General features: G+C 68.5%; 19 protein-coding genes and 1 pseudogene. 13 read left to right on the forward strand and 7 right to left on the reverse strand.

Going from position 1 to position 19,798, the window contains the following annotated elements:
- Positions 1 to 249: 249 nt before the first annotated feature.
- Positions 250 to 1,785, forward strand: coding sequence for a subtype B tannase (locus ACFWXQ_RS23805; protein ID WP_383942963.1), 1,536 nt, complete (start codon positions 250 to 252; stop codon positions 1,783 to 1,785).
- A 224-nt stretch (positions 1,786 to 2,009) separates the two neighbouring features.
- On the opposite strand, the pseudogene ACFWXQ_RS23810 reads toward ACFWXQ_RS23805, so the two are convergent.
- From ACFWXQ_RS23810 to ACFWXQ_RS23820, 3 genes and pseudogenes are all read right to left on the reverse strand, one after another.
- Positions 2,010 to 2,324: pseudogene (locus tag ACFWXQ_RS23810) on the reverse strand (ADP-ribosylglycohydrolase family protein); the annotation flags it as partial.
- 465 nt (positions 2,325 to 2,789) lie between these two features.
- Positions 2,790 to 3,908: a fatty acid desaturase family protein gene (locus ACFWXQ_RS23815; protein ID WP_383942966.1), complete on the reverse strand. Its 1,119-nt coding sequence runs from the start codon at positions 3,906 to 3,908 to the stop codon at positions 2,790 to 2,792.
- A gap of 7 nt (positions 3,909 to 3,915) precedes the next feature.
- The gene (locus ACFWXQ_RS23820) at positions 3,916 to 4,971 is read right to left on the reverse strand and encodes a ferredoxin reductase (protein WP_384084424.1); all 1,056 of its coding nucleotides are present in this window, start codon (positions 4,969 to 4,971) and stop codon (positions 3,916 to 3,918) included.
- An 86-nt stretch (positions 4,972 to 5,057) separates the two neighbouring features.
- On the opposite strand from ACFWXQ_RS23820, the gene ACFWXQ_RS23825 reads away from it, so the two are divergent.
- The 3 genes from ACFWXQ_RS23825 (at position 5,058) to ACFWXQ_RS23835 (ending at position 7,192) form a co-directional block, all read left to right on the forward strand.
- A complete protein-coding gene (locus tag ACFWXQ_RS23825; protein WP_383947638.1) occupies positions 5,058 to 6,197 on the forward strand; it encodes a PucR family transcriptional regulator in 1,140 nt (379 codons plus the stop codon).
- A 417-nt stretch (positions 6,198 to 6,614) separates the two neighbouring features.
- Positions 6,615 to 6,953, forward strand: a complete 339-nt coding sequence (locus ACFWXQ_RS23830) for a thioredoxin family protein (protein ID WP_383947641.1) — start codon at positions 6,615 to 6,617, stop codon at positions 6,951 to 6,953.
- 107 nt (positions 6,954 to 7,060) lie between these two features.
- Positions 7,061 to 7,192: a hypothetical protein gene (locus tag ACFWXQ_RS23835; RefSeq protein WP_383947644.1), complete on the forward strand. Its 132-nt coding sequence runs from the start codon at positions 7,061 to 7,063 to the stop codon at positions 7,190 to 7,192.
- Between the two features lie 188 nt (positions 7,193 to 7,380).
- Here ACFWXQ_RS23835 and ACFWXQ_RS23840 read toward each other — a convergent pair whose 3' ends face one another.
- Together ACFWXQ_RS23840 and ACFWXQ_RS23845 are read right to left on the reverse strand one after the other, a co-directional pair.
- On the reverse strand, positions 7,381 to 8,430 hold the full coding sequence (locus ACFWXQ_RS23840) for a nuclear transport factor 2 family protein (RefSeq protein WP_383947647.1): 1,050 nt from the start codon (positions 8,428 to 8,430) through the stop codon (positions 7,381 to 7,383).
- A 156-nt stretch (positions 8,431 to 8,586) separates the two neighbouring features.
- Positions 8,587 to 9,387: an alpha/beta fold hydrolase gene (locus ACFWXQ_RS23845; RefSeq protein WP_383947649.1), complete on the reverse strand. Its 801-nt coding sequence runs from the start codon at positions 9,385 to 9,387 to the stop codon at positions 8,587 to 8,589.
- 288 nt (positions 9,388 to 9,675) lie between these two features.
- Here ACFWXQ_RS23845 and ACFWXQ_RS23850 point away from each other — a divergent pair, with 288 nt between their 5' ends.
- Positions 9,676 to 10,623, forward strand: coding sequence for a GlxA family transcriptional regulator (locus tag ACFWXQ_RS23850; RefSeq protein ID WP_383947651.1), 948 nt, complete (start codon positions 9,676 to 9,678; stop codon positions 10,621 to 10,623).
- Positions 10,624 to 11,063: 440 nt separating this feature from the next.
- On the opposite strand, the gene ACFWXQ_RS23855 is transcribed toward ACFWXQ_RS23850, so the two are convergent.
- Complete coding sequence (locus ACFWXQ_RS23855; protein WP_384084422.1) at positions 11,064 to 12,029, reverse strand: GlxA family transcriptional regulator; 966 nt, start codon at positions 12,027 to 12,029, stop codon at positions 11,064 to 11,066.
- A gap of 79 nt (positions 12,030 to 12,108) precedes the next feature.
- Between ACFWXQ_RS23855 and ACFWXQ_RS23860 the strand changes: the two genes are divergently transcribed.
- From ACFWXQ_RS23860 to ACFWXQ_RS23875, 4 genes are all read left to right on the forward strand, one after another.
- Entirely contained in the window at positions 12,109 to 12,456 is a 348-nt protein-coding gene (locus ACFWXQ_RS23860) for a DUF6616 family protein (protein ID WP_383947660.1), read from the forward strand.
- 71 nt (positions 12,457 to 12,527) lie between these two features.
- A complete protein-coding gene (locus ACFWXQ_RS23865) occupies positions 12,528 to 13,115 on the forward strand; it encodes an HD domain-containing protein (protein ID WP_383947663.1) in 588 nt (195 codons plus the stop codon).
- A 192-nt stretch (positions 13,116 to 13,307) separates the two neighbouring features.
- Positions 13,308 to 13,709 carry a heme-binding protein gene (locus tag ACFWXQ_RS23870; protein ID WP_383947666.1) on the forward strand — a complete coding sequence of 134 codons (402 nt, stop codon included), beginning with the start codon at positions 13,308 to 13,310 and terminating at the stop codon, positions 13,707 to 13,709.
- A 54-nt stretch (positions 13,710 to 13,763) separates the two neighbouring features.
- Positions 13,764 to 14,567 (forward strand): SDR family oxidoreductase, encoded by an 804-nt coding sequence (locus tag ACFWXQ_RS23875; protein ID WP_383947669.1) that lies wholly within the window; start codon positions 13,764 to 13,766, stop codon positions 14,565 to 14,567.
- 228 nt (positions 14,568 to 14,795) lie between these two features.
- On the opposite strand, the gene ACFWXQ_RS23880 is transcribed toward ACFWXQ_RS23875, so the two are convergent.
- Positions 14,796 to 15,410, reverse strand: a complete 615-nt coding sequence (locus tag ACFWXQ_RS23880) for a TetR/AcrR family transcriptional regulator (protein WP_383947671.1) — start codon at positions 15,408 to 15,410, stop codon at positions 14,796 to 14,798.
- Between the two features lie 185 nt (positions 15,411 to 15,595).
- Between ACFWXQ_RS23880 and ACFWXQ_RS23885 the strand changes: the two genes are divergently transcribed.
- From ACFWXQ_RS23885 to ACFWXQ_RS23900, 4 genes are all read left to right on the forward strand, one after another.
- Positions 15,596 to 16,435 carry an alpha/beta fold hydrolase gene (locus tag ACFWXQ_RS23885; RefSeq protein ID WP_383947673.1) on the forward strand — a complete coding sequence of 280 codons (840 nt, stop codon included), beginning with the start codon at positions 15,596 to 15,598 and terminating at the stop codon, positions 16,433 to 16,435.
- 61 nt (positions 16,436 to 16,496) lie between these two features.
- Positions 16,497 to 17,411 carry an MBL fold metallo-hydrolase gene (locus ACFWXQ_RS23890; RefSeq protein WP_383947676.1) on the forward strand — a complete coding sequence of 305 codons (915 nt, stop codon included), beginning with the start codon at positions 16,497 to 16,499 and terminating at the stop codon, positions 17,409 to 17,411.
- A 513-nt stretch (positions 17,412 to 17,924) separates the two neighbouring features.
- The gene (locus ACFWXQ_RS23895; protein ID WP_383947678.1) at positions 17,925 to 18,908 is read left to right on the forward strand and encodes an SMP-30/gluconolactonase/LRE family protein; all 984 of its coding nucleotides are present in this window, start codon (positions 17,925 to 17,927) and stop codon (positions 18,906 to 18,908) included.
- Positions 18,909 to 18,926: 18 nt separating this feature from the next.
- Positions 18,927 to 19,337, forward strand: a complete 411-nt coding sequence (locus ACFWXQ_RS23900; protein WP_383947681.1) for a 4-oxalocrotonate tautomerase family protein — start codon at positions 18,927 to 18,929, stop codon at positions 19,335 to 19,337.
- The last annotated feature ends 461 nt before the right edge of the window (positions 19,338 to 19,798 follow it).

Consider the following 19,798-nt stretch of genomic DNA (forward strand, 5'->3'; position numbering starts at 1 on the left):
CGGTCGACGGTTTCGCCCTACGCCGACCCGCGTATACCGCGGGGCACGATACGGCGGGCGCCGTATGCGCGAGAGACGGTATTCGGGGGACGCGGGAACCGGTTTTCAGAAGGCAGTTTGAATCCATGGCCTTCCCCCAGGCGACGAGACCATTGCATCTCCTTCGGTCTGGCCCGTTGTCCATGACGTCACGCAAACCCGCACTCCGAGAAGGATGTTGATGTGAAGCGCCGAATTTTCCTTTCCGGCATGGCAGCCACCGCGGCAGGAGCGACCGCCGCCATGTACTACGGCGGAACGCAGGGCGCGGCGGCTACGACCGTAGGCACGCTGACGTTCCCCAAGGACTCCTACGCGACGAAGAGCAAGACCGTCACGACGGCCGACGGTGCCAAGAAGAGCGTCACGTACCGGTTCTGGGAGAACATCGTCTACGTCGCCAATCCCGTGGACCCGGCCTACCAGTGCCTCAACGTCGAGCAGCCGGTCGAGATCGACGGGCGGGCCGTCGACGCCTCCCACGCTCCGATCTTCTTCTCCATCCCGCTCGGCGGCTTCAACTCCGGCACGCCCGCCGGTCGCACAAACCCCGGCGGCGCCGGCCCGTCCCCGAGCGACAGTTCCTCGGCCGACCCCAGCGCCACCCCGACCGCGACGCCCACGACCAGGCCCCCGCTGCCGCCCGGAGCGGGCGACCAGGGCGACAACTCGGCGCTGGCCCTCGCGGCCGGCTACGTCGTGGTCACCTCGGGCGCGCGCGGCCGGGACAACGTCAAGGACGGCAAGTACTACGGCAAGGCTCCCGCCGCCCTCGTAGATCTGAAAGCGGCACTGCGGTACGTCCACAAGAACAGGGGCGTGCTGCCCGGCAACCCCAGCAGGATCATCACCAACGGCGGCAGCGCCGGCGGCAACTTCTCCTCGATGATGGGCGCCTCGGTGGGCAGCCCGCTGTTCGACTCCTACCTCCGGGAGATCGGCGCGGCCGAGGCGAGCGACGCGGTGTTCGCCTCCGCGGTCTTCTGCCCGATCATCGACCTCGGCAACGCCGACAAGGCCTACGAGTGGATGTACGGCTCGGCCAAGCTGAACGGCGAGCTGGTCGACCGGACGGCCTCGAAGCAGCTGACCGCGCAGTTCGCGGAGTACCAGGCGTCCCTCCGCCTCCGTGGCGTGGGCCGGTTCGGCCGGGTGACGGCCGCCAACTACGACCGCTACCTGCTGGAGAACTACGTGCAGCCGGCCGCGACCAGCCACCTGCGGGCCCTCTCCGAGGCCGACCGAACGACCTACCTGACCGCCAACCCGTTCATCAAGTGGTCCGGCCACAAGGCGTCCTTCTCGTGGGACGGCTACATCGCGCACATCGCGCGGTCCCGTCCCGTGCCCGCTTTCGACGACAAGGCGATGGCACAGCCGGAGCCGGGCTACTTCGGCGACGAGACCCACGTCTCCCGGCACTTCACCACCTTCGGCCTCCGCTACGCGACCGGCGACAAGACCGCCACGGTCGACCGCGACATCCCGCACAAGGTGAAACTGACCAACCCGATGACCTACCTGGAGGAGCGCAACCCGCGCCGGGCCAGGCACTGGTGGCTGCGGATCGGCACCAGCGACACCACGCACTCCCTGACCGCGATCACCAACCTCGCCCTCAAGACACAGAACCTCGGCGACGACGTCAACCTCAAGATGTACTGGGACGGCGGCCACGGCGCCAACGAGGACCCGGGCGACCTGATCAAGTGGATGGGCGAGATCACCGGCTACACCTTTGGATAGCACTACGGCGAAACCCGGCCGTACACCCACGGAGGGCGGCCCTCCGCCTCTGCCGGGCCGCGACAGAAAGCGGAGTGAGCCGCCGCGGCCACCGAGCTGGGCGAGGCCCTGGTGGTCGACGGCGAACTCGTCGTGCCGCATGAAGGGCGGCTGAACTTCGGCGAGCCGCAGCGCCATGCCCGTCTGAGGGGCCGCAGCGCAGGCCGCGGCCGACCGCCCTGCCTAGCGATGCGGCGGGCTGCTTCCATGGTGACTTCTCGGCCGATGGCTGCGAAGTGGACCGCGGAGGTCGATGCCCGCATCAAGGAGCCGTTTCCTGCTGCTCGTTGGTTGACCTGGAAGTGGATCGCGGCGGCGAGGCCCCAGGACATGCCGTTGGTCAGGATGTCTTCGATCTGCAGGCCGATGTCCTTCGGTTCTGATGCTGCCCACCGCTGGAAGCGGGCGAAGATGTCCGGCAGATCCAGTCCGCCCTGCTCCCGCAGCGACTCCGCGACCGGGACGGCCAACTGCGTGTCGTCGGTGGCCTCGCCGGGATCCTATCCGCCGCCTCAGCACATCTCGCCGACGGTCACGCGGCCTTCCTTCCTTCTTCGGCTCCCCGAACCATCGGCGGCGAACGCGTCTCGTCTACGGAGGTGCGCCGCCTGAGACACCCTGGGTCTGAGACACCCGCACAGGTCACATAGCGTCGTCCAGCGCCGTGGAATCCGGCAACCGCCTGAATCCGGGATTCGATCTCCGGGAACGACGACGTAGCCGTCCCACTTGGGCTCACCCGCCCACCCCGGCAGCAGCGCAGGGTCGGACATAGGGTCGGCGAGCATCGATTGCGGCAGTGTCCACGTCACAGCCGCGCCTTCCACCCAGCCCGTCCGCCGGCAATCCGAGTGCGCGTACGTACCCGGTTGCCGGCCCGACCAGGGCAGGTCGGCGCACTGCAGCACCTCGCCGGGGGCTGTGTGCTGAGCTCCTCGCGCACGTTTAGGCAGCGCAGCCGGGATTCAGGCCGCTACGAGCTCCTTCTCGCGCTCCGGCGTTTTGACATTGGGCTTCTTGTTCGGCAGTGAGAGTCGGAAGACCTTGTGCCATGCGGAGAGCACCTGCTTGGGCAGTGGCCCGGTGACGTACTCCAGCTCGTACTTTTCGAAGAGTGCGCGCACCTTCACCGCTACCTCGGCGTACCGGTTGCTCGGCAGGTCCGGGAACAGGTGGTGTTCGATCTGGTGGGAGAGGTTGCCGGTCATGAAGTGCATGGCCTTGCTGCCGCTGATGTTCGCCGAGCCCATCATCTGGCGCAGGTACCACTGGCCGCGGGTCTCGCCCTTGATGGAGCGGCGTTCGAAGACCTGCACGCCCTCGGGGAAGTGCCCGCACATGATCACCGAGTGGGTCCAGACGTTGCGGACCAGGTTCGCGGTGAACGTGGCTGCGAGTGTGGGGAGGAACGACGGGCCCGACAGCAGCGGGTGGATCACGTAGTCCTTGAGGACCTGCTTGCGGATCTTGCGGCCCACGGCCCTGGCCCGCGCGCGGAACTCCGGGTTCTTGCGGCGGCGCTTCTGCAGGTTCTTGCCGAGCTCCAGGTCGTACGCCGCGATGCCGTACTCGAAGAAACAGGCGTTGAGGAAGTTCCACAGCGGCTGGCCGAGGTGGAACGGGTGCCACCTCTGGTCCTCGTCGACGCGCATGATGCCGTAGCCGAGGTCGTTGTCCTTGCCGATCACGTTGGTGTACGTGTGGTGCAGCTCGTTGTGCGAGTGCTTCCACTGATCGGCCGGCGAGACGTGATCCCACTCCCACGTGGTGGAGTGGATCTTCGGGTCCCGCATCCAGTCCCACTGGCCGTGCAGGATGTTGTGGCCGATCTCCATGTTGTCCATGATCTTCGCCACGGACAGACCGGCGGTGCCGATCAGCCACGCGGGCGGGAAGATCGAGAACAGCAGTACGCCCCGGCTGACCAGTTCGAGCTTGCGCTGCGCCGAGATGACCTTGCGGATGTAGGCGGCGTCTTTCTCTCCGCGGTCGGCGATCACCTCGTCGCGGATCGCGTCCAGCTCGCGGCCGAGCTCCTCGATCTGCTCCGCGGTCAGGTGGGCGGTGGGGTCGATGGCGGTCAAGGTGCTCCTACCGTTCGATGTCGCAGGGGCCCGCCGCGGCGGACACGCAGGTCTGGATGAGGACGCCCGGCTCGGCCTCGGTGATCTCGCCGGTGCGCAGGTCGCGGACGGCGCCCGCCTTGAGCGGCGTGACGCAGCCGAAGCAGATACCCATGCGGCACCCGGAGGGCATGAGCACGCCGGCCTCCTCGCCGATGTCCAGCAACGGCGTGGCGCCGTCCGCGGCGACGCTCTTGCCGGTGGCGCTGAACGTGACCTCGCCACCGTCGCCGGTGACGACGACGGTGGGGCGGAAGCGTTCGGTGTGCAGGCGCTCCTGTACGCCGTGCTCGGTCCAGTGCTCTTCGGCGGCGTCGAGCAGGCCCGCGGGCCCGCAGGCCCAGGTCTCGCGCTCGGCCCAGTCGGGCACGAGTTCGTCGAGACGGGCGATGTCGAGCTTGCCGTCCGTGTCGGTGTGCACCTCGGTGAGCCGCAGCTTCTTGTCCGCGACCAGGTCGTGCAGTTCGCTGCGGAAGATCACGTCCTGCGGCTGTGGCGCGCAGTGGACCATGACGACGTCGTCGAACTCGCTGTCGCGCAGCATGCCCATCACGGGAGTGATGCCGCTGCCGGCCGTCAGGTAGAGCACCTTGGCGGGTTTGGCCTGGGGGAGCACGAAGTCACCGGTCGGCTGGTCGAGCTGGATCAGTGTGCCCGGTTTCGCCCTGCGGACCAGGTGGTTGCTGACCTTGCCGTCCGTGATCGCCTTCACGGTGATCGTGACGCGGCCGTCCTGGCGGTTTGTCGGCGAGGTGATGGAGTAGGCACGCCACAGGCGCACCCCGTCGACGTCGACCCCGATCCGCACGTACTGACCGGCTGTGTGGCCGCGCCAGCCCCGTCCCGGCCTGATCACAATGGTCGCGGCGTCACCCGTCTCGGGGTGCACGGCCTCGATGCGCCCACGCAGGTCGGCGCCCGCACGCAGCGGGCTGACCAGGTCGAGGTAGTCCGACGGCAGTAGCGGCGTCGTGACCATCTCCAGCAGTTTCCTCGCCCTGCTGCGGAGGGCTGTACTCGTCATGACTTCAGCTTGCTGCGCCGCACGGGGTAAAGTCCTGACCGCAGGACGTAAATCTGGTCGGCTGAATTGTTCGCAGGGAACAAAGCATGAGCCATGCAATCCGGAGGGCCAGCGAGCTAGCCCTGGATGAGACGACGGTCACCGCACTTCGGGCCGCGCTGAAGGGCACCGCCGACGAGGTCGTCGAGGCGATCATCGACGAGGTCCCTCCCTACGCCAATGCCCTCTCGGGCCGCATGGGCGCCACCATCCGCCGAGCCGTCCGCACCGCCCTGGGGCACTATCTGGACCTTGCGAGCGGGAACGCCACGGGCGGCGACGCCGGTGACGCGGCCTACGAGCTGGGCCGCGGCGAGGTGCGCGACGGCCGTTCGATGGACGCCCTGCTCAGTGCCTACCGTGTAGGCGCCCGCGTGGCCTGGCGATGCCTGGCAGCGGGTGCCGTACCCGCGGGTCTGCCCGCCGCCGAGGTCGCCAAGTTCGCCGAGCTGACCTTCGCCTACATCGACGAGCTCTCCGCCGCGAGCGCCGCAGGCCATGCCGACGAACTGGCCGCCCGGGGCAGGGCCCACGAGCGCCACCTGGAACACCTGGCCCGCGACCTCCTCGCCGGCGCGAGCCCGGACGTGCTGCTGGCCTCTGCTCAGCGGGCCGGGTGGCAGCCTCCGGTTTCACTGACCGCGGTCCTGCTGCCCGCCGCCCAGGCCCGGCCCGCCTACCGCGCGCTCGACCCGAGCACCCTCGTCCTCGACGATCTGCCGGATTCCACCGGTGTGCTGCTCGTCCCCGATGCCGACCGATCACATCTCCTGCGGCAGCTGACCGACCGCACCGCCGTGGCCGGCCCGCCCCGGCCATGGACTCGTGCGTCCGCCTCGTACGCACGAGCCGTTCGTGCGCGCTCCCTCTCCTCCGACATCCGCGACACCGAGGACCACCTGCCCGAGCTGGTGCTGAGCGCCGACGTGGACGCGTTCGCAGACCTGCGGGCCCGAGCCCTCGCACCGTTGCGGGCCTTGCCTGTCGCGACCGCACGGCGGCTGGAGGAGACGTTGCGGGAGTGGCTGCTGCACCAGGGCAGGCGGGAGGAGGTGGCGGCGGCGTTGTTCGTCCATCCCCAGACGGTCCGCTACCGGATGTCGCAGCTGCGGGAGCTGTTTCCGGATCTCGCATCGCCACAGCGGGTCCTTGAACTGACGCTGGCGGTCGGGCTTGGGGTCAGCTGACGCCGTACTTCGACCGTCCACGACCGCGTCCGCGAGCGGCGGTCCAGGGATCGTGCCTCGCTCTCGGTGCCATCAGTCGGCTGATACGGCCCGGGGGAGAGCGGTATCAGCCAGCTGAGACCCCGGGGGGTGATACGAAGACTGGACAAGGCCTCGAGAAGCCCGTCGGGGGCGCTGTCTCTGAGAAGCGCGGTGGCGGACACGGCTCGACTGGATCCGATGGACGATCCGCACCGGCGCGCTGGCTGACGTGCTCATCGAGCATCTGGTCGGTGATCTGGGCCGGACTATCGTGGTTCCGCGACGGCCCCGTGCCTCCCTTCCGACAGGTCAGCCGGACGACCGACCGGGCCGGCCTGGCACACCGCGCGAGGGATGATGGGGATGGAATGACGGAACGTGAGGTCAGGAGCTTCCATGACGAACCGGGTTCACCGACCTCGTGAGGACGCGGAGTTCAATTTCATCCTCGGGATGAGCGGAGTTCCGGTCCTCGCGTACTTCACCGGGGCATGGACCAAGGCGATCGAGCCCTGCCGGGTGATGGACCTCGTCGTGGGTGGCATCGCGGACGACTACACGGGCCGCCTGACGGCCGTACGTGCCGACATCACGCGCTGTCCGGCCGCGACCGAGCGATACGGGATCACCGGAGCCCCGTCCTACGTCCTGCTGAAGGAGGGAGAAGCGGTGGCGCACGGCACGGGGCCCGCGACCATGGCCGAGGTACGGAAATTCCTGGACGGCCACCTCTGAGCAGCCGCTGCGGTACGCGGCCGCGACGCCTGCCACGACTCGTCTATGGGAGCTGCGCCGCCTGAGACACCTTGGGACTGAGACATCCCCACAATCGATCCGACCACTTGGCCGCAGTCCTCGATGACGACGTACGCGAGAGCGTGGTGCACCTCCAGAAGGCCATCAACGCTCTCGTACAGAGCGTCGCAGACCCCGATCACCAGGCAGAAGTGATTCGGCTGGAGCGCCGCGCGTAGCTCGTCGGTGCGCGAAGAATGTTCCGTCGCCTGACAGAGTCCATGGCGTCCTTGAACATGCCCAAGTCCGTGAAGCTGTAGAACCCTTGAGGCCCTCAGCTGAGCGGAGCCGTCCCGGTGGCCTCCCCATGCCACCAGGACGGCTTTTGTGCGTCAGAGTGCTCCCGTGCCCAGGCCGCCCGACGCGATCAGCTGAAGAACGGATCGTCCACGACGTGAACCCAGCCGCCGCCCGGCTGGCGTCGGAGGATTTCGGTAGTGGTGGAAACCACCGGCTCCGGTCCGACCCCGGTGAGGGTGGCGATGTTCGACACCAGGGCGACGTCGTCGACCTCGCGGATCGCGCGCAGTTCGAGCTTGAGATGGGCACCGCTGTCCACCATCTGCTGCATGGCCGTGCGGATGGCTTCCGTGCCCACCAGGTGGGTTCCGGGAGTGGGGACGAAGTGGGCGTTCGGCTCGTAGAGCGACACCAGGCCCTCGACGTCACCGGCCTCCAGGTACTCCATGTACATGGTCCCCACCTGCTGCGGCGTCTCGGCACGGCGCCGGGCGGTGACGCCGACCGGCTTGTCGCCCCAACCGGCCGCGTCGATCAGGTCGTACCAGGTGGGATAGGCGCCGTAGGGCAGGTGGCGACGCACCAGGTCTCCGATGAAGGTCGTCGGGGACGCCTTCTGGGGCTTGGCCACGCCCTGGGTGATGATGAGGTCGCTGAACCCGTGGGCCAGGTCCCGACGCGGCAGCAGGGCGTGCACCTCGTCGGCGAGGCCGGCCGGAAGGCTCTCGCGCCGGACTCCGAGGATGTCGGTGCCGATACCCGCCTGGGCCAGCGCCACCTCCGTGCCCTTCCGCGAGGCGATGCCGTCCGAAGTGTGCAGGGCGATGGCGTCCCAGACGACGGCGATACGCCCCTCCTCGACACCGAGCTCGCGGAGGAATGCCGCTGCGATGTCGGCGCCTTCGACTTCGAAACGCTGGTCGCCGTTGCTGCCCTCCTCGCTCAGTCCCAGGTCGTGCAGGACGCAAGCGACGAACAGCAGCTCGTCGTCGTAGTCGGTACCGGCGCGCAGACCCTGGTTCTGGGCATGGGCGCGGGCGAAGACGTAGCTGCGGAGGCAGTGATCGTGAATGTAGGCAGGCGTGGTCTGTGCCGCATAGGCGAATGCGTCCCGGGCGAGGCTCGTGTCGGGGAGGCCGAGTTGCGCGAAGACGGACAGGTGCGTGTCGGTGGTCATGATGTGTCTCCTTCATTTGGGCCCCGGTCCGGGGCGGATCGGCACGGTGGCCGGACGGCACGCTCACGCGTGCCGGGTATGGGGTGCGGCTGTACGGCACATGGAGTGACAGCCGATCGCCAGACCGGTGCCGTGCGGTTGGAGCGCTGTGAGGGTTTACAGCTGGTCGACGAACGCGTCGATGTGCGCGGCCACCTGGTCGGGCACCTCAAGGGGCGAGAGGTGGCCGGTGTCCTTCAGGACGGTCAGCGTGGCGGTCGGGATCAGCGGCAGCAGGTGGTCGGCGAGCACGCTCGGCGGGTCGACCTTGTCGTGGCTGCCCGCGAGAACCAGCACCGGCACCTCGATGGCCGAGAGGCCGGCCGATACGTCCTGGACCAGGCCCTGGCGCGGCCACTCGAGACGCGCCTCGTCGCCACCGCGCAGACTGTCCTCGACCACCTGCCGGCGCAGCTCGGGAGTCAGCCCGCCGCGGGTCAGCATAGGGTCGATGCTCCGAAGAACCGTCTCCTCGCTGTCGTAGGCGTGGGAAAGCGTCTCCTGCATCTGCCCGGTCACCCCGATCGGCGCGGGCGGCGCGGGCGCCACGAGGACGACTCCCCTCAGTCCGGCGGGCTTGCGTGCGGCCAGCATCTGAGCCACCTTGCCGCCCATGGAATGCCCGACCAGCACATAGCGGGAGTATCCGAGCGTGTCGATGACCCGCTGCGCGTCGTCGACGAGCTGCTCCAGGTCATAAGGTCCCGGCACGCTCGTGGAGTCTCCCCACCCACGCTGGTCGTAGGCCACGAAGCCCTGCCCGGGATCCAGACGCTGCAGCACCGGGATCCAGGTGCGCCGGGAGCCTCCCCAGTAGTGCAGGAAGATCAGCGCCGGGCCGTCACCCTCGCGGACGTGGGCGTACACCTGGCCGCCCTGCACGTCGAAGAAGCGGCCCACCACATGCTGCACAGTCATTGCCGGCTCCTCGTCCACGGCCGGGGCCCTCGGACCACTCCACCGGTGTGTGGAGTCGGCTGCCCCGCGCTCGCTCCTCGATCCTGCTCCGCAATCTCCCGTCCAGGCCACGGCTCATCTGCCATCATGCGTATTTTTTGGGCCACGGCGGCGTCGGTGTTCCCTTGCGTTCCGGCCACACGATCAGGGGATTGATCAGGTATTTTGTCCCGGGGAGAGCTCTGGTGCAGGACATAGGAGTTCCCTGGCTCTCCCGGCGACGTTTGTGTCGGACGTAATATTGCGGCCATGAACAAGCATCGGGTGATGGTCCTGGCGGTCGACGGCGTGCTGCCCATGGATCTGGGGATCCCCACGCAGATCTTCAACGCCCGTCCGACCACTCCCTACGAGCTCACCGTGTGCGGCGACACCGAGGAGACCGTGACCACGAGCGCCGGGTTCACCCTCGGGCTGACCGCGGGTCTGGAGGCGCTCGCCGAAGCGGACACGATCATCGTCCCGGGCTTCGAGGACTTCCGGCGCCCTCCGCGCCCACGGGTGAGGGCCGCTCTCAAGCTCGCAGGCCGCGCCGGGATCCGTATCGCTTCCATCTGCACCGGCGCCTTCGCCGTCGCCTCGGCCGGACTGCTCGACGGCCGCACCGTCACCACCCACTGGGCCAAGGCGGATGACCTCGAAGAGCTCTACCCCCGGCTGCGCGTCGACCGCAACGTCCTCTACATCGACAACGACACCATCCTGACCTCCGCCGGCTTCACAGCCGGCATCGACCTGTGTCTGCACCTGGTCCGCAAAGACCTCGGCGCAGCCGTCGCGAACGACATCGCCAGGGACATCGTCGCCGCCCCGCACCGCGACGGCGGGCAGGCCCAATACATCAACAGGACCCTCCCCACCCCCCAGGCCACCACGCTCGCCGACACCCGTGCATGGGCCCTGCTCCGCCTCGAAGAAGACCTCACCATCCCCCACCTCGCCGACCATGCCGGCGTCTCCCCACGCACCCTGACCCGCCTGTGGCGCCAGGAAACCGGCGTCAGCCCCCACCAATGGCTCCTGACCGCCCGCATCAACCGCGCGCGAGAACTCCTGGAGGCCACCGACCTCCAGGTGGAGCAGATCGCCGTCCGGTGCGGACTCGGCAGCGGCGCCAACATGCGCGCCCGCTTCCGTGACACCGTCGGCAATACCCCCACGGCCTATCGCCGCACCTTCCGGCACCAGGCCGCTTGACGGCGAAGGCCGGAGGACTGCGCGGTCACGAAGTCCGGCGACCCAGGCGCGTCCGCCTCGGCAGTGTCCAGGGCAGGAAGATCGCCTCACGGTGGGGCGTCGAGAAGGCTCGTGGCCCGTACGGGTCGTACGGGTCGAACGGGCATGATCGTGCACCTCGGCCCTGTGCGGCAGTCCGGGCAAGGTCGGCGGCGACCCACACCGGACGCTGGTCCACCACCGATGGCCGCAGCGCGTCTTCTGCACGTCCGCGCTGGTCGGCGCCCGCTGCGACCCGAGTTCGCGGAAGTTCTACGACCGCAAGCCCGCCGGAGGGAAAGAAGCACCTCCAGGTCGAACTCGCCCCGCCCGTCGGCGCGTCAACGTCCAGCCAGCCCTGAAACGTGACAGAGGGCGCTAGGAAGTGGCGCCCCCGCGGCTGCGACCGCGTGACAACAGCATCAGGAAGCGAAGGTGCGGCGATAGCCCGACGGGCTGGTCCTGGTCATCGCGGTGAAGTGGATGCGCAATGACTCCGCGGAGCCGAAACCGCATCGGTGGGCGATGTCGTCGATGCCGAGTCGAGTGGTCTCGAGGAGTTCGCGCGCGCGGGCTACGCGTCGCGTGGCCACCCAGTTCATGACGCTGGTTCCGGTCACGGCCCGGAATCTGCGGCGCAGGGTTCGTGTGCTCATGTGGCTGTGCCGGCTGACCGACTCCAGGGTGAGCGGTTCGTCGAGGTGTTCCAGGATCCAGGTGATCACGTCGGTGATCTCGGAATCGCCGACGGGCGGGATGTGCTCGATGAACTGGGCCTGTCCTCCTTCGCGGTGGGGCGGGCTGACCAGGAAGCGGGCCATCCTGTTCGCGGCGGCTTGACCATGGTCGAGCCGCAGGAGATGCAGGCACAGGTCGGTTCCGGCGAGGACACCCGCGGAGGTGAAGACGCCGCTGTCCTCGACGTAGAGCTCCGCTTCGCGGACCGTGACGGACGGATGGCGCTCTCGCAGCAGGCCGGCCCAGCGCCAGTGGGTGGTGGCGCTGCGGCCGTCCAGGATCCCGGCCGCCGCCAGAGCGAAGGCGCCCGTGCAGATCGACACCATCCGGCTGCCCCGGTCGTACGCGTCACGCAGCCCTTGGACCAGCTCGGCGTCCGGAGACCCGGTGGGATCCTGTACCCCGGCGACGATCACGGTGTCCGCCGTGTCCAGCCGGTCGAGCGGCTCGACCTCGCGGGGCACCAGCGGGTTTTCCGCGGGAACCGCACTCACCAAGGTCAGCTCATACGGGGCGCCGCCGGGCCAGCAGGCGGTCACCCAGTCCGGCTGGCGGCCGAACACCTGCTGGGGAACGGCTACGTCCAACAGGACGTAGCCCGGCTGCACCACCACGGCGACCTTGGCCGGATCTTTGGGATTACTGTCCATCTGGCCATCGTACGGTGGCCTCGGTCTTCCTAGGCTGGTCGCACCGAGCTGATCGCGATGAGTTGAGGAGATGCGCAATATGTACGTAGTCGTCGAGACGTGGACACCCAAGCCCGCGTTCTTCGCCGCCGGCGAGAAGGCGCTGAACGACCTGTTCACAGGGATTCAGGAAGCCATGAAGCAGCTCGCGGACATCGGATTCGTGACGCTCGGCTGGGGCAGGCTGGAACCGGCCGCGCAGCCCTCGTCCTATGAGTGGTTCGCGGTCTGGCAGGCCCCTTCGAGGGAGGTGGCCGATGTGTTCCTGGCCGGTGTCGAGAGCTCCGGCTGGTACGACTACTTCGAGCAGACCAACCTCGTGGGCGAGCTGCGGCCGGCCGAGACGGTCATCGCCGAGCACCTGGCTCTGGCGGCCGAGGCCAAGTGAGCGTGCTCGAGAATCTGCCGGAGGAGATCGGAGGGTGGCCGCGTACTGCGGCAACGGAGGCCGCTGTCGCCTTGACCGCCGAGCACTCCCCGGACTGGCTGCTCAACCACAGTGTCCGCAGCTACTTCTACGCTCGCAGCATCGCCACCGCCAGGAACCTCGTCGCCGGGGAGGACTACGACGACGAGACACTCTTCCTCGCCACGGTGCTGCACGACATCGGTCTGACCGACGAGGGGCAGGGCCCGAACCGGTTCGAGGTGGACGGTGCGTTCCGGGCCGCTCGCTTCGCCCGGGAGCACGGGCTGTCCGATGTCGCCGCCGACCAGATCTGGGATGCGGTGGCGCTGCACACCTCGGCGGGGATCGCGCCCCACAAGCATGTGCTCGGTGCTCTCGCGCATTTCGGTATCGGCGCCGACATGTTTGCGTTCGGTATCGAGGAGGTGGACCGGGCGGTACTGGACGCCGCGCACGAGGCGTTTCCGTATTTGGACCTGCGGAACAACATCCATGCGCAGGTGGTCCATCAGATCGACGAGAAGCCGTCGAAATGGGCGCCGGTGTCGTTCGTCGACACCGTGTACCGCAAGCACCGGCCGGACAATCCGTTCCCCGGGCTGGACCAGCTGCTCGCTGCCCCGGTGCGTCCGGAGTAACGGCGTCTCGTAGCGGCTGCGGCCGGGCACTGTGACCGTCTGCCGCCGGTAGCACGACGAAGAAGACGCGGTAGCGGGGGACTTCACCTGTTCATGTGATGGAGCGTCACGCGGCCGCCGTGATCGGCTGAGCCCCGCCACCCAAGCCCCCCACGGACGGCACCGCCGCCGGCACGCCCCGGAAGGACTCTGATGCCCCTCTCCCTCAACGACGCCCAGACCTTCATCGAACAATCCCGCGCCCACGCGGACGGCCTCGGCGTCCCGATGAACATCGCCGTCGTGGACGGCGGCGGCCACCTCCTCGCCTTCGCCCGCATGGACGGCGCCATCCTCGGCTCGATCGATATCGCCCTCACCAAGGCCAAGACCTCGATCCTGTTCAACGCGCCCAGCGAAAACCTCTGGGAGTACTGCAAGCCCGGCGGCCCCGCGCCCGCCACCGAGTACACCAACGGTGGCCTCATCCCCTACGCCGGCGGTATCCCTCTGCACGACGAGACCGGAACCCTCATCGGCGCGATCGGCGTCTCGGGAGGCCTGCCCGCCCAGGACGGCGAGGTCGCCCGCGCGGGCGCGGCCGCCGTCGGGTGACCTTGGAATCCGCCCTTCCCTCTCCCCAGCCGATCGCCCTCACGGAGGTCCGCCATGAAGAAGATCCTCATCACTGGCACCGGCACAGGTCTCGGCCGCGGCACCGCCATCGGCCTGGCCCAGGCCGGCCACCAGGTCATCGCCACCACCGAGCTCTGGTCCCAGGTCACCGAACTGCGCCGGCATGTCGAAACGCTCGGCCTCCAGGACCGCGTCACCGTCGACAAACTCGACGTCCTCGACGACGCCGACATCGCCGCGGCCACCACCTGGGACTTCGACACCCTCGTCAACAACGCCGGCATCGGCGAGTGCGGGCCGATGGCCGAAATCCCCGTCGACCTGGTACGCCGCACCTTCGAGACCAATGTCTTCGGCAACCTGAACCTCATCCAGGGGGCCGTCCGGAAGTTCGTCGACACCGGCACCGCGGGCCGCATCGTCATCGTCAGTTCCATGGGCGGCTTCCTCAGCGCCTACGGCCTGGGCCCCTACTGCGCCAGCAAGCACGCCCTGGAGGCCATCGCCATCAGCCTGCGCGCCGAACTCGCGCCCACCGGCATCACGGTCCAGACCATCAACCCCGGTGCCTACGACACCGGCTTCAACGACCGCATTGCCGACACCACTTACCGCTGGCACGACGACGCCGTCCATTTCACTCGCGAAGCCGATATCCGCGCCAACTTCGCCGAGATCCTGAAAGACCAGCACGACCCCCAGGACATGATCGACAAGATGGTCGAGGTCATCGGCGCCACCGACGGCAAATACCGCAACGTGTGGCCGCCCGCCACCGAAGACCTCATCAAGCAGATCCAGGAAAACGCCTGGACACTCCCCGTCAACCGGGACTGAGGGGGAGGTGGTTCGGGCGGCCGCGTGGACGGGGGAGCCGCAGCGGTTCCCGCGTCCGGCGTCACGGGTGACGGGCAACGACGTCCCTCGCTTGCGTCCCGGCTGCCACTGGACTGCAGCCGTCCCAGGCAGGGCGCCGAGTGCGCCCGCGGGGAACAACTGGTCGACGGGCGCTGCTTGGTGTGCGCGAATATCGCCCCGCACGCAGGGTCGTGGATACCAGAAGTCTCACCCTGGGGCTGTGGTGGTCAAGGCCAGGTCAAGCAGGGTCTGGGCGGCCCGTTGGGCGTCCGTGAAGGCTTCCGCGTTGTCGCAGGAGGCCGCGAGCGCGTTGGCGCCCTCGTAGAGCACGGCCAGTTGCCTGCCCAGGGCCTCCGGGTCGGGTGCTCCGGCCTCTGCGGCGGTGGCCACGAGGCGGTCGCGGAAGGCGCGCTTGTGCCGCTGTGCGAGGTGGGCGATCTCGGGCAGTTCCCCGGCGCTGTCGACGACGGCGTTGTGGAACGGACAGCCGCGGATGACTGCCGCCGGGCCCCCGTCGATCGGGGCGAAGATCGCCAGGAGTCGCTGAACGGGCGTCAGATCGGTGCGCTCCAGCTCCGTTTCGGCGACGAGTGGCGTCTCCCCTTCGAATCGGCGCAGATACTCCTCCACCAGCGCGTTCTTGGTCGGGAAGTGCACATAGAAGGTCCGCGGCGAGACGTGCGCGGCCTCGATGAGCGCCGCCACGCCGGTGGCGTGGATACCGCGTGCGTAGAAGAGCTCTCCCGCAGCCTTCAGGATGCGTTCCCGCGCGCCGCGTCCGCCGCCGCGGGCGGCCCCAGCGGTCGTTGTCTCAGTCTCCATGCCGGCAAGTATAGCGACCGCTTTACATCCGTCGGGGGAGGGAGTAACTTCAGCGTCATCGAAGTAAAGCGATCGTTATACATCGGTCGTCGAACATCGATGGCGCCCAGTGGCCGACCAGCGGTTTCTGTGCGCCGGAGCATCCACCGCGGCTCCTGTGAGGGCCGAGCTGAAGGGAGAGTCCGATGGCAGAGAGCTACGCACAGGTGCCCCTCAAGACCGTGTCCGCCGGCAACGGCATCGAGTACGCGTACCGAGTGATCGGCGACGGCAGCGAGGGCGCGGTGCCGCTGGTGCTGCTCATGCCCTTCCGGGGCAACCTCGACTACTGGGATCCCGCCCTGGCCCAGGGCCGGCGCGTCATCGCCTTCGACAACACCGGCGTCGGCGGCTCCAGCGGCACCACACCCAGCACCGTCGGGCAGATGGCGCTGGACGCCATCGCCTTTCTCGATGCCCTGGACCTGGCGCGGGCCGACATTCTCGGCTTCTCCCTCGGCTCCTTCGTCGCCCAGGAGATCGCACTGATCCGGCCCTCCCTGGTACGCCGTCTCGTGCTCGCCTCGGGAGCACCCCAGGGCGCGCCCGGCATGCACGGGTGGGCGAAGTGGGTCATCGACTCGGTGGGCGAGCCGGAGGTCATCCCGTCACTCGTGCTCGACGTCTTCTACACCCGCTCGACCGCGAGCCGCTCCACCGGCGAGAAGGCCATGCAACGCATGTTCACCCGGGCCGAGTTCGACGCACCCACCACGTGGCAGACGCGCCAGGCGCAGTACGACGCGGTCACCGCCTGGGGCATCCCCAACGTCGGGCTCCTGGAGCGGGTGACCGCGATCCAGGCACCCGTGTTCGTCGCGGGCGGCGACAGCGACCCGATGATCCTGCCCCGCTACTCCCACCTGCTCGCCGGGCTCATCCCCGACGCGGAGATCAAGATCTACCCGGACGCGGCACACGGCTTCCTCTTCCAGCATCACGAGGAGTTCGCGGGTGACGTCAGGGAGTTCCTCGACCGCGCGTGAACAGCCCGCCCGACCACGCAACCAACCACCAGACCACATGCAGTGTTCGACAGGAGACACCATGTCCACCCACAGCGACACCAGCATCAACTCCGGCCTCGGCTATGACGTGTTCGTCGCGGACCCGCTGCCCATGGCCGGCCCCGGACCGCTCCCGAACGGAGAACCCCGCACCTTCCAGCCCATCGCCGTCACCCTGATCCACGGCACACAGGACGCCGTACTCGTCGACCCCCCGCTCACCCTCGACCAGGCGCAGGCGGTCGGTGACTGGGTCGAGGCGAGCGGGAAACGGCTGACGCACATCGCCGTCACCCATGGGCACGGTGACCACTGGTTCACCGCCGGGGTGCTGGCCGAGCGCTTCGGTGCCCAGGTGGTCGCCACCGCGGGCGCCATCGCCCAGATGCACAACAACGTGTACGCCCGGGAGGTCCTCTGGGACGTCCTGTGGCCGGGGCAGATCCCCCCGTCGCCCGTCACGGCCGTCGAGGCGCCCGGCAACCGCCTCACCCTCGAAGGCCACGACGTCGACCTCGTGGAGGTGGGGCACGCGGACAGCGACGACAGTGCGGTGGTGCATGTGCCGGACCTGGACCTCGTGGTGGCCGGCGACGCCCTCTACAACGGCGTCCACGTCTACCTCGCCGAGTCCGCCGACGGCGACTTCGGCCCCTGGCGCAAGGCCATCGACACCGTCGCGGCACTGGCACCACGCCACATCGTGGCGAGCCACCAGAACAACAACCTCGACGATGACGCCACGCGCCTCCTCACCGAGACCCGCCGCTACCTCGACGACGCCGAGGCCGCACTGGCCGCGTACGACACACCGGAGGCGTTCTTCCAGACGATGCTCGACCGCTATCCGGACCGTCTCGGCCCGACCGTTCTCTGGGTCAGCGCCCGCGCCCTCTACCTCGCAGGCGAAGGCGGCGACCCGGTGCAGAACCTCGTCGCGGCCTGGCGCCAGTAAACCGGCCGCACCCCCCTCGCTGGCAGCAGGCCCAGACCATCCACGCCAAAGGCTCCCTGGGCGGGCTGCTGTGGCCCCTGCGGGGCCAGGAGGGGATCTTCGCCAAAGCCGAATGACCGTCGACGTACGGCGTCAGCGTCTGGTCTACGAGGGCTTCACGAGCCCGGAACTGCGCGGGGTGTTCACCCCCCGACCGCGTCGCGATCGAGAAGCGGGACGGCGAAGTCGTAGCCGAACGCACCGCTCCCCGCGATACGCGACGTGGAACTACCTCACGGCCCCTGCCTGCTCACCCGCCCGGGCATCGCGCTGGGCGAAGTAGAGCCCTGGCAGGAGAACGGTGCGCCGCGCACTTCATCGAACAGCACATCACGGCATCGGGACTGGTCTTCCCCACTCACCGGTACATCGTGCCCGCCCAGGAAGACGGACGGGCTCTCAAGGAACCGGTCCTGATCTCCATCGACCTCACAGACATCTCCGTCACCTGACAACAAGCAAGGAGCAATGAACATGCGCGTTTCGAACGTAAGACGGACGCTTCTTTCGGCGGCCATCGCCGGGTTGGTGGCTCTGTCCCTCACCATGCAGCCGGCGGCCGCCGCCACCTTCCCCGCCTCCCATCCGCGCATCCTCGTCGAGTACGACCGCGCGTCGGGGCAGCAGCCGGAGAACGTGGTCGTGACCCCCGACGGCAAGCTGAACGTCGTCCTGGCCCAATCCGCACAGGTGGAGGAGGTGACACCGGGCGGCCACCGGCGACTGCTGGCCTCCCTCCCGCAGCCCGCCGACGGGGGAGTCAACACCCCGGCGCTCGGCTTCAGTCTCGCCACCGGACTGGTACGCACCGACGACGGCACCCTGTACGTCGGATACGCGGCCGGCGACGACTCCCTCACCGGCATCTGGCGCATCCGGCCCGGCGGCCAGCCCCAGCGCATCATCCCGCTCAGTACGGCGAGCTTCCCCAACGGCATGGCACTGGACGAGCGCACCGGCCGGCTCTACATCGCCGACTCCACCCGCGGAATCATCTGGCGCGCCCCCATCACCGGCGGAACCGCCACCGCGTGGGCCTCCGGCGCGGACTACGAGCCGAGCGGCCTGCTCGGCGTCAACGGCCTCAAGCTGCGCAACGGCGCGGTGTGGGTGTCGAACCTCGACCAGGGGCGGCTGCTTCGCGTGCCGGTCAAGCCGGACGGCAGCGCGGGTGCGGCGCAGGCCAAGGCGTCGGGGCTCACGTCGCTCGACGACTTCGAGTTCATCGGCCGCACCAACGACGTCGTAGGCACGCTCAACGCCGCCAACGAGGTCGCGCTGATCCACCCCGAGAACGGCAGCCACTCGACCATCCTCACCGGCGAAGACGGCCTGCAGGGGCCGACCTCGCTCGCCCTGCGCGGCAACAAGCTCTACGTCCTCAGCGCCGCCTTCGTCATCGAGGGCGGAAAGCCCAACATCCTCACCGCCAACTTCCACCGCCCACACCACCACTAGACGACATACGGTGATCTCATGCCCATGATCGACGTTTACGCAGCCAAGGGGATCGTCAAGGACCGCAAGGAGCTGGCTCAGGCGATCATGCGTTGGGAGAAGGTCCCGTCCATCCCGTTCTTCACGGACAACACGGCCGCGTTCGTCCACGAATTGGACGCGGACGCCTTCTCCACGGCCGGCGGCAGCAACGACCATGTGCGTGTCGTCGTCACGACGAACGCCGGCGCACTCGACAGGGAGCAGCAGCTCGGCCTGGTCAAGGAGATCTCGGAACTGGTGGCATCGGCAGCAGGGGATGCTTCCCTCGCCGAGCGCACGTGGGTCTCCCTCACCGAAGCGGTTCCCGGTGGCTGGGGCATCGGCGGGCACGCGTACACCAACGAAGAGATCGTCCAGGAAGTGCGTCGGCTACTCGGCAAGAGCTGACCTCTCGACATCCCACCGCGCTATGTCGGTCGGCCATGAACCTGAGGCCGACCGGCATAGCAGGCGGGATCCGGCGTGATTGACCACCTCGCGGCCGCCGGCCGGGACAACGAGCCTGGGGCATGACCTGGTAGGCGAGAGCTGGACTGGTTGCCGTGCGATCGACCGTGCGGTCGGATCGCCGGTCCGGGGGAAAGGGAATGTGCCAGGCCTGGGGTTAGGGCGCGCGCTGACAGCGCCGGACCGGAACGGCAGTGGCCTGTCGGCGACTCCCGCTGGAGAAAGTCCGGTTCGCCGCCTGGGTCGCTGGTGTGTGGATACGGCCGCGGCACGACTGCCTGCGGCTGGAGATTTTGCTCCGCCCCGGAGGGGGAGGAGGACGCCGTCATCGCAGTCAGCGGCCGTCGGCTGTCCGGGCGTAAGCGAATGACCATAACAGTTGCGTAGATAGACTCACTAGT

Source organism: Streptomyces sp. NPDC058697 (assembly GCF_042715345.1).
GTDB classification, from domain to species: domain Bacteria; phylum Actinomycetota; class Actinomycetes; order Streptomycetales; family Streptomycetaceae; genus Streptomyces; species Streptomyces liliifuscus.